Below are 12570 nucleotides of genomic sequence, written 5' to 3' on the forward strand. Positions count from 1 at the left end.
CGATGAACGGCAGCTCCGGATCGCGCCAGAATCGTTGAATGGCTGGAATCAGGCTTGAACTCCTAGTCAGCCGGGTGCAAGACCGAATTGCGGCGCGAATAGCCGAAATACACGGCCAGGCCGATCACCAGCCAGACGCCGAACGCGATCCAGGTAGTCTGGCTCAGGAAAGTCATCAAGGTCACGCAAAAGACGATGGCCAGCGCGGGCAGATAAGGCACGCCCGGGCAGCGGAAGGCGCGGTGCAAGTCCGGGCGCTTTCTGCGCAGCACGATGACGGCCACCGATACCAGGCAAAACGCGGCCAGCGTGCCGATGTTGATCAGCTCGGCAAGCACATTGAGCGGCACAAAGGCGGCGATCAGGCCGAACACGATGCCCACGATCCAGGTCGCCAAAAACGGGGTGCCGTATTTCGGATGAATGACGGCCAGGCGCTTGGGCAACAGGCCATCGCGCGCCATGGCGAAAATGATGCGCGTCTGGCCGAACGCCATGACCAGAATCACGGTCGTCATGCCGACGATAGCGCCCAGGTCGACAAAGCCGGCGACCCAGTTTTCCTTGGCGTATTGCAGCGCCAGCGACACCGGATGGTCGACGCCGGCAAAGTTTTTGTACGGCACGATGCCCGTCATGATGGCCGACACCACCACATACAATACGGTGCACACGACGAGCGAACCGATGATGCCGATCGGCAGATCGCGCTCGGGCCGCTTGACTTCTTCGGCCGCCGACGTCACGGCGTCGAAACCGATAAAGGCGAAAAACACCAGCGCCGCAGCACTCATGGTCCCGCTCATTCCGAACGGCATGAACGGGTGCCAGTTGGCGGGTTGCACGTGGCGCGCGCCGACGAAAATAAACAGCAGCACCACGCTGATCTTGATGATCACCATGATGCTGTTGATGCGCGCCGATTCGCGCACGCCCCACGAGAGCATGGCCGTCAAAACCAGCATGATCAGCATGGCCGGCAAGTTCATCACCGTTTGCACGCCGGGCAGCGCGCCGGGGGCCGCCGTGAGCGCCGTGGGCAAGTGATAGCCAAAGCCGCCAATGAGCGACTGAAAGTAACCGGACCAGCCGACCGACACCGCCGAGGTGGCCAGGCCATACTCGAGCAGCAAGTCCCAGCCGATCATCCAGGCGACCAGTTCGCCCATGGTGGCGTAGCTGTACGTATAGATCGAGCCGGCCACCGGGACCGTCGAGGCGAATTCGGCGTAGCACAGCGCGGCCAGGCCGCAGGCGATGGCGGCGATGACGAACGAGAGCGTCAGCGCCGGACCGGCAGTGAGCGCGCCGGTGCCGGTCAGCACAAAAATGCCGGTGCCGACGATGGCGCCGATTCCCATCAATACCAGGTCGGCGGGACCCAGGACTTTTTGCAGGCCACCTGCGGCGCGGCTTTGGGCCACCATGTGGTCCAGGTTCTTGGTGCGGAAAAGGCTCATTGCTCGGTCTCGATCTCTGCTTGTCTCTGCTTGTTATTGTGGCGTGGGGGCTGTTGCAGCCGGCGAGTATGCTTGCGAGCGCCATTCTAACCTTGGAAACCTTGCACGAAAACCTTCCTGTGTGCAAAAAAGCGACGATCTTGCCCGCCGTGGTGAAGAAGGGGCAATAGCGCCACGTCGTCCTCGCGCACGAGGGTATCGCAAAACGCTGCAACTAATTGATGTAAAGGAGGGATTGGCATCTGTTCTATGGCTCCCCGCATTCGCGAGGACGATGTGGTTACGGTTTTCCAGTTCCGAAATGTCACGAATTTTGGTAGCCACTTAGTACCCAAACGTTTTGCAACACCCTCTCACGCAGGGCAGGCGCGCGCTGCGCCATCCAGGCGCACGCTCACCTTCAAGCCCGGTCCCGGGTCGCCACTCTCGAGGCCGCGCATCGAATCCTCTACCACGCCAGGCCCTGACACATTGCAATATTTGTTGCACTATGGTTCGCACTTGCGTACGCTAAGCAATAACTGATTGAGCGACGGCACCGGAAAGACCAATGGCATATGCGGCATTCCCGTGAACACATGGAACAGATGACACACTCTGCAAGAGTTGGTTACGCCATCGCATTCGTCGTCGGTTTGATCGTGCTAACGATTGCCTTACTTTTATGGCAGCATTTTGGCATGGATACGGTGTTGGAATTGTCCGTCGCCAACGGTCGCCAGCTGGGAGTCACCGCCCTCGACGATCGCCCCCAACAAGGTGAAAGCGTGGCAAAACTGACGCGTAGTGCGGATGCGCTCGTTCTCGATTGCGATTTGCGCCCCACCTTTCGACTGCCCTATTGCGGCTACCAGTTCAGTCTCAGTCGTGACGACAAAGGTATTGATCTCTCCAAATTTGACGCGATCAGTTTTGACCTCGACTACCAAGGCCCCGGCAAGCATTTGCTGCGCTTCTTCCTGCACGACTTCGAACCTGGCCGTTCCACCTTGCAGGACTTTATGTCCCAGAAGATCAGTGAAGTCCATATCTTCGACTTCCCCAGGCAAGGCACCGTGAAGATCCCGGTCACGCTTTTACGGACCGCGCCGTGGTGGATCGACATTCGGAACACACCGCTGTTGAACAATGAGATGCGCATCGATAACGTCACCGCGGTCGACTTACTGATCGGTGCCCCGGAGACGATTGGACAACATCATGTCACCCTGCGATCGATTAAGTTTCACGGCAAACTGATTCGTCAGAACAATCTGCTGCTGATCCTGGTAGCGATCTGGATTGTCTGCGCCCTTGCATGGCTGGCCAATGCGGTGATGCGCTACCGCGCCCAATTGCGCAGCACCAGCAGCCGGCTCGCCTTGCTCAGCCAGGTAAATAGCGCACTGGAACTGGAGACGCGAGAACTGGCTGGCCAGGTGTATTTCGACTCCCTCACCGGCGCACTCAACCGCGAAGGCTTGCGCGACGGCCTGATCAACAAGTGGCAATACAAGGGATCGCACAGCGAACCGATGGCGGTGCTGTTCATCGACCTTGACCACTTCAAGCGCGTCAACGACACGCACGGCCACGCGACAGGGGACGAAGTGCTGCGTACCTTCGCCGTGTCGGTGCAACGCGATATCCGCACCACCGACAAGCTGGTGCGCTGGGGCGGGGAAGAATTTCTGATTATTTGTCTGGGAACCGATGGCGTCGCCGCGCAGGGACTGGCCGAAAAATTGCGCGTCGCGATGCAAGGCCAGGTATGGCCGGGCGGCCTGCAGATGACGGCCTCATTCGGGGTCACGACATTGCAAGCGGGCGAAGATATCGGCGAAGCCATCAAGCGGGCCGACGGCGCGCTTTACCGCGCCAAAGCGAGCGGCAGAAACTGTGTACAGTCTGCCTGACCGCACTGTGGTGAACGTTCGCCGATAACTGCGCGGCGCACGGTGGCGCCGTGGCCACGCAAGCGGCAATTGCGTGGTATCTTTCCTGATATTAAAAACAACTTCACGATCAGGAAACGCATGGATACCTCCGCCGCCCGCCCACCCTGCCCGCCTTTTACCCGCGACAGCGCCATCGCCAAAGTACGTGCCGCCGAAGACGGCTGGAATACGCGCGATCCGCAGCGCATCGCGCCGGCCTATACCGCCGACTCCCGCTGGCGCAACCGCGCCGAGTTCGCGCTCGGACGCGACGAGATCATTGCCCTGCTTGAACGCAAGTGGCAGCGCGAACGCGACTACCGGCTGATCAAGGAACTGTGGGCCTTCACGGACAACCGAATTGCCGTGCGCTTCGCCTATGAATGGCACGACGGCGCCGGCAACTGGTTCCGCTCCTACGGCAACGAAAACTGGGAATTTGACGCCAGCGGCTTGATGCAAGTACGCCATGCCAGCATCAATGACCTGGCCATCGGCGAGGCCGAACGCAAGTTCCGCTGGCCCTCGGGGCGGCGCCCGGACGACTACCCTGGTCTGTCCGCGCTCGGCCTCTGATCGGGCCCGCCACCGGTTAGTGGCGCACCTTGAGCAACACCAGCCCGTGATTGGACACGGCAACGATCGATCCCTTGTTGTTGATCGCCAGCGCATGGGTCAGGCGCAGGCCAGGGTCGGCCGCGTACAGATGGTCGTTGAGGTCCACTAGGGCGCCGGCCAGCGTCCACGAAACGGCGCGTTCGCCGCCCGCGCCGGGCAAGTTGGAAGAGCCCACCACCACGCCGTCGGCATTGATCGCCACCGCTTCCGAGTAGTTGCCGCCAAGGGTGCCGATGTCGTGCATGAGCGCGCCGTCGTGCATGAACCCGTGGGTGGAGCCGATGCCGGTTGGCGACGAACTGCCCACCACCAGGCCCGCAGCGTTGATCTCCACCGCTTCCGAAAAATCCCCGCCCAGCGTGCCCAGGTCGTGCATGGCGCCGCCGTCATAGCGGTAGGCGTGCAGCTTGCCGTCGAGGTTGTCGGATCCGCCAACCACCTGCCCCGCATCGTTGAGCGCGCGCGCATACGAACGGGCGCCGCCCAGGGTGCCCAGGTCATGCAGGGCCGGGCCGCTGGCGCTGTCGTAAAGAAAGGCGTGCAGCGTTCCGGCCGCTTCGGAGGTGCCCGCCACCATGCCGGACACGTTAATGTCGAGCCCTTCGGAACGGGCGCCGCCCAGCGTACCCAAGTCGTGCAGCACGCCGTCGTACTGGTAGGCGTGGGCCGCGCCGCCAAAGGTGGCAATCCCCGTGACCTTGTCGCAGTCGCTCACCGCTCTGGCCTGCGAAAACGGGCCCGGTGGCGCGAGCCGGTGCAAGGCGCCGTCGTAGCGGAAGGCCTGGGGAATGTCGCGCGAGGGCCCGAGCGCCCAGCCGGCGACATGGCCGCAGCGGTTGATGCCGAAAGCTTGCGCACTGGCCCCGCCAAAATCGCCCAGGTCGATCAGGCGGGCGCCGTTGTGCAGGAATGCGCGGCTGGGGCCTGACGGTTTGAAGATGATGCCGGCAACCATGTCGTATTCGTTGATGCCAGTCGAGGTCACGCGGATCAGCGCGGCCGGGTCGTCGATCAGCGGCGCCACGTCGTAGATGACGCCAGGTGCCGGGTCGGGCGGCGGCGGCGGGTAGTGGTGCGAATGCCCGCTGCCGCAAGCGCCCAGCAGGGCTGCTGCGGCCACCGCAATGGCTGTTGAGAAAAAGTTGCGAGGTTTGAGTGTGGCGAACGATGTCAACATGATGATCTCCTGGACTGTACGTGACCGAGTCTAGGCGTCTGAGTTGGCATTCGCACGCTAATGAACAGTTCGCTTGTGTGCGCTCAAGCAGATCGATTCCTACCATCTAGAATGCAGCGAGGCATCCATAAAATGGCGCGCTCCCGGGCACATCAGGCCCGGGCCGCAAGACGTCAATATTCCCTACCGCTTCAGTTGCGACAAGTCACGCACGGCGCCGCGATCGGCCGAGGTGGTCAGCGCGGCGTAAGCTTGCAAGGCTTGCGAAACGTAGCGCTCGCGCGCCACCGGCTTCCAGGCGGCGTCGCCGCGCTCATCCATCGTGGCGCGCCGGTGCGCCAGGTCCTCGAAGCTCACGCGCAAGTTGATGGTGCGCGCCGGAATGTCGATATCGATCATGTCGCCCTCTTCCACCAGGCCGATCGCGCCGCCTTCGGCCGCTTCCGGCGAGGCGTGGCCGATCACCAGGCCCGACGAGCCGCCCGAAAAACGCCCGTCCGTAAACAGGGCGCAAGCCTTGCCCAATCCCTTCGACTTGATGTACGAAGTCGGGTACAGCATTTCCTGCATGCCAGGGCCGCCTTTCGGTCCTTCGTAGCGGATGATGACGACGTCGCCCTCGTGCACGGTGTCGCCCAGGATTGCTGCAACCGCATCGTCCTGGCTTTCGAACACGCGCGCCTTGCCGCTGAACTTCAGGATGCTCTCGTCCACGCCGGCGGTCTTGACGATGCAGCCATTTTCGGCCAGGTTGCCGTACAACACAGCCAGGCCGCCATCTTGCGAATAAGCGTGTTCCTTGTCGCGGATGCAGCCGTTGCTGCGGTCCATGTCGAGCGAAGCGAAGCGCTCGGACTGCGAGAACGCGGTCTGGGTCGGCACCCCGCCCGGTGCGGCCCGGAACAGGTCGAGCACGGCCGGATCGGTGCTGCGCGTGATGTCATTGTGCTCGATGGCGTGGCCCAGTGTCTTGGCGTGCACGCTGTAGACCGAGGTGTCGAGCAGGCCGGCGCGCGCCAGTTCGCCCAGGATGGCGCTGATGCCGCCGGCGCGGTGCACGTCTTCGATGTGGTACTTGTCGGTCATCGGCGCGACCTTGCACAGGCACGGCACGTGGCGCGAAATGCGGTCGATGTCGGCCATCTTGAACTCGACCTCGGCTTCGTGCGCGGCCGCCAGCAAGTGCAGCACGGTGTTGGTGGAGCCGCCCATCGAGACGTCGAGCGCCATCGCGTTTTCAAAAGCAGCCTTGGTGGCAATATTGCGCGGCAGGACAGTCGCGTCGTCCTGCTCGTAGTAGCGCTTGGCCAGCTCGACGATCAGCCGACCGGCGCGCAGGAACAGTTCCTTGCGGTCCGAATGGGTGGCGAGGACGGTGCCGTTGCCCGGCAGCGACAAGCCGAGCGCTTCGGTCAGGCAATTCATGGAATTGGCGGTAAACATGCCGGAGCACGAACCGCAGGTCGGGCATGCCGAGCGCTCGATTTCGGCCACGTCGGCGTCGCTGACGCTGCTGTCGCCGGCCTTGATCATGGCGTCGACCAGGTCGAGCTTGATGATCTTTTGCTTGCCGTCCACCACTTTGAGCACCTTGCCCGCTTCCATCGGGCCGCCGGAGACAAACACCACCGGGATATTCAGGCGCATGGCCGCCATCAGCATGCCGGGCGTGATTTTGTCGCAGTTCGAAATGCACACCATGGCGTCGGCGCAGTGCGCGTTGACCATGTATTCGACCGAGTCGGCGATCAGGTCGCGCGAGGGCAGCGAGTACAGCATGCCGCCGTGGCCCATGGCGATGCCGTCATCGACGGCGATGGTGTTGAATTCCTTGGCCACGCCGCCGGCCGCTTCAATCTCGCGCGCAACCAGCTGGCCCAGGTCCTTCAGGTGCACGTGGCCGGGCACGAACTGGGTGAAGGAATTGACGACGGCGACGATCGGCTTGTCGAAGTCGCCATCCTTCATCCCGGTGGCGCGCCACAGGGCGCGCGCGCCGGCCATATTGCGGCCGTGGGTGGTAGTGCGTGAACGGTAGGTCGGCATGGTCTCTCCTGAAAAGGCGAACGAATAAGACCAGTAGTGTGCCGCGCCGGCCACGAGTTGTCCAATATATGATTTAATGGCCTGTCATTCTTTTTGCGTATCACCGCCAATGCTGCAGACAAGTCCACAGACATGACCGCCACCATCGAACTGCGCCAGTTGCGCTACTTTGTCAGCGTTGCCGAGGAACTCCATTTCGGGCGCGCCGCCGCGCGCCTGCACATGACGCAACCGCCGCTGTCGCAAACGATCTTTGCGCTCGAGGCCGCGCTGGAAGTGGCGCTGTTCGAGCGCAACCGGCGCGGCGTTGCGCTCACCACGGCGGGCGCCGCCCTGCTGCCGGAGGCGCGGCGGCTGCTGGCGCACGCGGGCGAATTGCCCGAGCTGGTGCAGCGCGCCGCCTCGGGCGCGACCGGCAAGCTGGTGCTCGCCTTTGTCTCGTCAGCCGACTACAGCGTGCTGCCGCCCTTCCTGCGCGCCTACCGCGCCGCCTTTCCGCACGTGCAGATCACGCTGCGCGAAGCCACGTCCGACCTGCAACTGGACGACTTGATGAATGGGCGCATCGATGCCGGCCTGGTGATCGCGCCGCTGCCCGGCAAGGCCAGGACCGAGCTGGACTACCTGCCGGTGCTGAGCGAGCCGCTGATCCTGGCCGCGCCCGCGGGCCTGGCGGCGCTGCGCGGCAAGCGCGAGGCCGACCTGCGCCTGATGCCGCCGCTGCCGCTGATTATTTTTCCACGTCCGATTTCGCCCAGTCTGTACGACGCCATCCTGGCCGTGTTCCGCGCGGCCGGCATCACGCCTGCCATCGGCCAAGAGGCGATCCAGATGCAGACGATCGTCGGCCTGGTCTCGGCCGGCATGGGCATCGCCCTGGTACCGGAATCGGTGAGCAAGCTGCGCCGTCCAGGCGTGCAATACCGGCTGCTGGCGCAGTCAACGCCGCTGGTGGAGACGGGACTGGCCTGGCGGCGCGACAACAGCTCCCCAGTACTACAGGGTTTCCTGGAATTGATGCGCAAGACGCTCTGATGATCCAGCCTTGAATATGTTGCACGATAACAACGTTCGTAACATTTTTTGACGGTATTTGGTCGCTGTTCGCGACGAGTGCGTGCCAGCGAACAGAACGCCACTATCTCAAGCGTAAGCTTCAATTTAGGAAACGCATCGATCTGGATGCGCCCATTGAGGATTGTGATTATGTTACCAAGTAAATTAGTACCGCTGGCGCTGCTGGCCCTGAGCCAGGCGGTTGCCGCCCAGAGCACGCCGGGCGCCGCCGGCCAGTTTCAGCAAATCCCCCCTGCCCCCGTGATTCCCAAAGCCGCGCCCGCTTTGCGCATCGAACACAACAGCGCTACGGCCACGCCGGGCGCCGATGAAATCAAGTTCAAAGTCACAAGCCTGCGGGTGAGCGGCGCGCGCGCATACGCCGAGCGCGACCTGGTCGCCCTTAGCGGCTTTCGCGCCAATGTCGATGTCTCGATGGCCGACCTGGTGCGCATGGCCGCCAGGATTGCCGACCGCTATCACCGCGACGGCTACCTGCTGGCCCAGGCTTATTTGCCCGCGCAAGACATCAACAATGGCGCCGTCACCATCGCGGTGCTCGAAGGCACGTATGGCAAAGTTACCATCCGCAACCGCAGCGCCCTGTCGGACCGCGTCGTCCAACGCCAGTTGGAAGGACTGCGCAGCGGCGACACCGTCACCCGCGCGCCGCTCGACCATCGCTTGCTGCTGCTGTCGGACAACCCGGGCGTCGATGTCAGGTCGACCCTGGTGCCGGGCGCGTCGGTCGGTTCATCCGACCTGATCGTCGATCTGGCGCCCGGGCGCCGCCTGTCGGGCAGCGTCGAAGCGGACAATGCCGGCAGCCGCTACACCGGGCAATACCGGGCCGGCGCCACGCTCAACTGGAATGAACCGCTCGGCATCGGCGACGTGGCCAGCCTGCGCACGCTGACCTCGGGCAAGGGCCTGAACTACGCGCGCGCCTCGTACCAGCTACCCATCGGCAAGGTAAAGGCCGGGCTTGCCTACAGCAAGCTGCGCTACGAACTGATCGAGGAATTCGCGCCGCTGCACGCGCACGGCACCGCAGAGATCGCCAGCGTCTTCGCCAATTACCCGCTGCTGCGCACGCGCAACACCAATTTGAACGTCCAGCTTGCCTACGACGACAAGTCCTTCCGCGACCAGATCGACGCCACCGGCGCGCTTGGCGAAAAAGGCGCCAAAGTGCTGATGGCCAGCCTGTACGGCGACCATGGCGACGCCTTCGGCGGCGGCGGCGCGAACACATTCGCCCTCACCGTGTCGAGCGGCACGCTCGACCTGCAAACACCGTCCCTGCGCGCGCTCGACGCCCAAAGCGCCCGCAGCAACGGCGGCTATGCCAAGCTCGCTTTCAGTGCCAGCCGGGTGCAGCGCGTGACGGACGCGCTATCGCTGGCGGCGGCCATCAACGGCCAGGTGGCGTCCAAGAACCTCGACGTTTCGGAAAAAATGGAACTGGGCGGCATGCACGCGGTGCGCGCTTTTCCGGAAGGCGAGGCTTACGCCGACCAGGGCTACGTGCTGAGCGTCGAAGCGCGCCTGTTGCTCGCGCCCTTCACACCAAATCAGCGCAGCCAGGTACAGGCGCTCGCCTTTGTCGACAGCGGCACGGTCGAACGCGACCACCAGCCATGGTCCGACGCGCCCAACCGGCGCACGCTGAGCGGCGCCGGGATTGGCCTGGTCTGGTCCGAAAACGCCAACTTCCTGCTGCGCGCCTACTACGCGCGCAAGCTTGGCAGCCAGATGGCGACCTCGTCGCCCGACAAGCCGGGCCGCTTCTGGGTCCAGGCCGTGAAATATTTTTGATTAGGTAACGATTATGAACGCCATCTACAGATCCATCTGGAACGCCCGCCATGGCACCTTTGTCGCCGTTTCCGAAAACGCCGGCTGTGCCGGCAAGGCGGCATCGTCTTGCACCAGCGGGCGCGGCGGCGCCGCGCGCCTGACGCTGGGCATCATGGCAGCTTCCGTCGCCCTGGCGTGCTCGGGCACCGCGCTGGCCGCGCAGCCCACCGGCGGCGTGGTTACCGCCGGCAACGCCCAGATCAACAGCAACGCCACCGGCATGCTGATCAATCAAACCACCAACAACGTGGTGATCGACTGGCAAAGCTTTAACATCAGCGCCGGGCAGAGCGTGCGCTTCGTCCAGCCGGGCAGCAGTTCGGTTGCGCTCAACCGCGTGCTGGGCGCGGACCCGTCCAGCATCCTGGGCAGCCTGAGCGCCAACGGCAAGGTATTCCTGGTCAACCCCAACGGCGTCCTGTTCGGCCGCGGCGCATCGGTCAACGTGGGCGCGCTGGTCGCTTCCACGCGCGACATCGGCAACGCCGACTTCATGGCCGGCAACTACCACTTTTCGGGCGGCGCCGATGGCGCGGTCGACAATGCGGGCGCCATTCACGCCGCCGACGGCGGCTACGTGGCGCTGCTGGGGGCAAAGGTCAGCAATGGCGGGCGCATCGAAGCGAACTTCGGCACCGTGGCGCTGGCGGCAGGCAACGCGCTGACGCTAGAACTGTCGGGCGACCAGCTGCTAAGCGTGGGCGTGGACCAGGGCGCGGTGCGCTCGCTGGTTCAGAACGGCGGGCTGATCCAGGCCGACGGCGGCCGCGTGCTGTTGACCACGCAAGGCGCCGGCAACTTGCTGCAAAGCGCCGTCAACAACACCGGCGTGATCCGCGCCCAGCACCTGGAGAACCACGACGGCGTCATCCGCCTGATGGGTGACATGCAGTCGGGCACGGTCAACCTGGGCGGGACGCTCGACGCGAGCGCCCCTGGCGGGGGCAATGGCGGCTTCATCGAAACCTCGGCCGCCCATGTGCAAGTGGGCGCCGATGCCAGGGTCAGCACGGCCTCCGCGCTTGGGCGCGGCGGCAACTGGCTGATCGACCCGCAAGACTTCACCATCGGCGGCGGCGCCACCGACAATATTTCCGGCGCCACCCTGTCGGCTTTGCTGGTGACCAACAGCGTGACCATCAGTACGGCCACCGGTCCTGACACGATTGTGCCCGGCACGCCGCCCACGTCATTTCGCAATACGGCGATGAATGGCAATGGCGACATCAACGTCAACCAGGCCGTCAGCTGGACCGCCAGTTCCAGCCCGACCACGCTGACCCTGAACGCCGAGCGCGACGTCAACCTGAATGCGGCCGTGACGGCCACCAACGGCAACCTGCAAGCTTGCTGCGGACGCGACGTGAACGTCAACGCCGCCATCACCACCGTCAACGGCAGCGCATTGCTGGGCGCGGGGCGCAACCTGAACCTGAACGCGGTGGCGGCCATGACGACCACGGACGGCAACTTGATGCTATGCGCGGGTAACGATATCAATATCGCCGCCAAGATCACCTTGACGCGCGGCAGCAGCATTCCCGCGCAAAGCCTGAACCTGCCGCTCGGACTGGTCATCGCAGCCGGCAACAACGGCACGGGCGTGGGTACGGTGATCTTTTCGCCGCTGGCCCCCGCTGCGCCAGTCACCGGACCCAGGGCGCCGGTACGCGTTATCTACAACCCCACGTCGTACGCCACCCCGACCAGCTACCTGCCCCATTTCACGCTGACCGGAGGCGCTACGCTCACGCAGCAGATGCTGGTATTTGCCGCCGGCGGCGACAAAACCGCGAACGGATCCACCGCCACCACCTTAAGTTCGCTCAAAGGCAATCCGGCGGGCGTGAGCCTGGTGGCGGGCGCCGGCAGCGCCGCCAATTTCAATGACGCCAACGTTGGCGTAGGCAAGACCATCACCCATACCGGCTACAGCCTAGCCGGCGCCAGCGCCAGCAGTTACGCGCTGCCCGTGTCCTGCTGCGGTCCGATCGTTGGCCGCACCACCGGCACCATCCTGGCCGCGCTGGTGGTGCCGCCGGTGGTGGTGCCGCCGGTGGTAGTGCCGCCGGTCGTGGTGCCGCCCCCGGTGCAGATGCCTGTTCCGGCAGGCCTGCCACTACCGGGCGAAACACCGTTGCCGACCGAGGTGCCGCTGCCGCTGGAAGTGCCTTTGCCAATCGAGCAGCCAGGCGCAACCCAGGTCGCGCCGCCGGTCGAAGTGGCGCCGCTCGCCCTCACGCCACCGCCGCTGAGCGCACCGGCCCTGCTGGTAGTCCCCCGCCCGACCGGCGCGCCGCCGCAATTGGTGCGCCCGCCAGTTGATGTGCCGCCCACCTTGGTCCAGCCGCCGGTAGACCTGCACCCGGCGCCCCCGCCGGACTCGGAAATCGTGCCCAAGCGTCCGCGCAAGCAGGACCGCAACTAGCATGCGGCG

General features: G+C 64.2%; 8 protein-coding genes. 5 read left to right on the plus strand and 3 right to left on the minus strand.

Annotated elements, in window-relative coordinates; all coding sequences use genetic code 11:
* Positions 1-62: 62 nt before the first annotated feature.
* Entirely contained in the window at positions 63-1460 is a 1398-nt protein-coding gene (locus ACP7BV_RS05325) for an amino acid permease (RefSeq protein WP_426102247.1), read from the minus strand.
* A gap of 578 nt (positions 1461-2038) precedes the next feature.
* On the opposite strand from ACP7BV_RS05325, the gene ACP7BV_RS05330 reads away from it, so the two are divergent.
* The gene (locus ACP7BV_RS05330) at positions 2039-3355 is read left to right on the plus strand and encodes a GGDEF domain-containing protein (protein WP_426102249.1); all 1317 of its coding nucleotides are present in this window, start codon (positions 2039-2041) and stop codon (positions 3353-3355) included.
* A gap of 120 nt (positions 3356-3475) precedes the next feature.
* On the plus strand, positions 3476-3952 hold the full coding sequence (locus ACP7BV_RS05335; RefSeq protein ID WP_426102251.1) for a DUF1348 family protein: 477 nt from the start codon (positions 3476-3478) through the stop codon (positions 3950-3952).
* A 16-nt stretch (positions 3953-3968) separates the two neighbouring features.
* Here the strand turns inward: ACP7BV_RS05335 and ACP7BV_RS05340 are convergent, their stop codons facing one another.
* Both ACP7BV_RS05340 and ilvD read right to left on the minus strand, forming a co-directional pair.
* Positions 3969-5171, minus strand: a complete 1203-nt coding sequence (locus ACP7BV_RS05340; RefSeq protein WP_426102253.1) for a hypothetical protein — start codon at positions 5169-5171, stop codon at positions 3969-3971.
* Positions 5172-5354: 183 nt separating this feature from the next.
* Positions 5355-7217, minus strand: a complete 1863-nt coding sequence (gene ilvD / locus ACP7BV_RS05345) for a dihydroxy-acid dehydratase (RefSeq protein WP_426102255.1) — start codon at positions 7215-7217, stop codon at positions 5355-5357.
* 132 nt (positions 7218-7349) lie between these two features.
* On the opposite strand from ilvD, the gene ACP7BV_RS05350 reads away from it, so the two are divergent.
* The 3 genes from ACP7BV_RS05350 (at position 7350) to ACP7BV_RS05360 (ending at position 12561) form a co-directional block, all read left to right on the plus strand.
* Positions 7350-8252, plus strand: coding sequence for a LysR family transcriptional regulator (locus tag ACP7BV_RS05350; RefSeq protein WP_426102257.1), 903 nt, complete (start codon positions 7350-7352; stop codon positions 8250-8252).
* Positions 8253-8423: 171 nt separating this feature from the next.
* Positions 8424-10091: a ShlB/FhaC/HecB family hemolysin secretion/activation protein gene (locus tag ACP7BV_RS05355; protein WP_426102259.1), complete on the plus strand. Its 1668-nt coding sequence runs from the start codon at positions 8424-8426 to the stop codon at positions 10089-10091.
* Positions 10092-10104: 13 nt separating this feature from the next.
* Positions 10105-12561 (plus strand): filamentous hemagglutinin N-terminal domain-containing protein, encoded by a 2457-nt coding sequence (locus ACP7BV_RS05360; RefSeq protein ID WP_426102261.1) that lies wholly within the window; start codon positions 10105-10107, stop codon positions 12559-12561.
* The last annotated feature ends 9 nt before the right edge of the window (positions 12562-12570 follow it).

It is taken from the genome of Massilia sp. TSP1-1-2 (assembly GCF_049896185.1).
Lineage (GTDB): Bacteria > Pseudomonadota > Gammaproteobacteria > Burkholderiales > Burkholderiaceae_D > Telluria_A.

Bases quoted from the DNA above. Each gene is read 5' to 3' on its own strand.
- ACP7BV_RS05330 (WP_426102249.1), top strand. From the start codon at position 2,039: ATGGAACAGATGACACACTCTGCAAGAGTTGGTTACGCCATCGCATTC.
- ACP7BV_RS05355 (WP_426102259.1), top strand. From the start codon at position 8,424: ATGTTACCAAGTAAATTAGTACCGCTGGCGCTGCTGGCCCTGAGCCAG.
- ACP7BV_RS05335 (WP_426102251.1), top strand. From the start codon at position 3,476: ATGGATACCTCCGCCGCCCGCCCACCCTGCCCGCCTTTTACCCGCGAC.
- ACP7BV_RS05340 (WP_426102253.1), bottom strand. From the start codon at position 5,171: ATGTTGACATCGTTCGCCACACTCAAACCTCGCAACTTTTTCTCAACA.
- ilvD (WP_426102255.1), bottom strand. From the start codon at position 7,217: ATGCCGACCTACCGTTCACGCACTACCACCCACGGCCGCAATATGGCC.
- ACP7BV_RS05360 (WP_426102261.1), top strand. From the start codon at position 10,105: ATGAACGCCATCTACAGATCCATCTGGAACGCCCGCCATGGCACCTTT.
- ACP7BV_RS05350 (WP_426102257.1), top strand. From the start codon at position 7,350: ATGACCGCCACCATCGAACTGCGCCAGTTGCGCTACTTTGTCAGCGTT.
- ACP7BV_RS05325 (WP_426102247.1), bottom strand. From the start codon at position 1,460: ATGAGCCTTTTCCGCACCAAGAACCTGGACCACATGGTGGCCCAAAGC.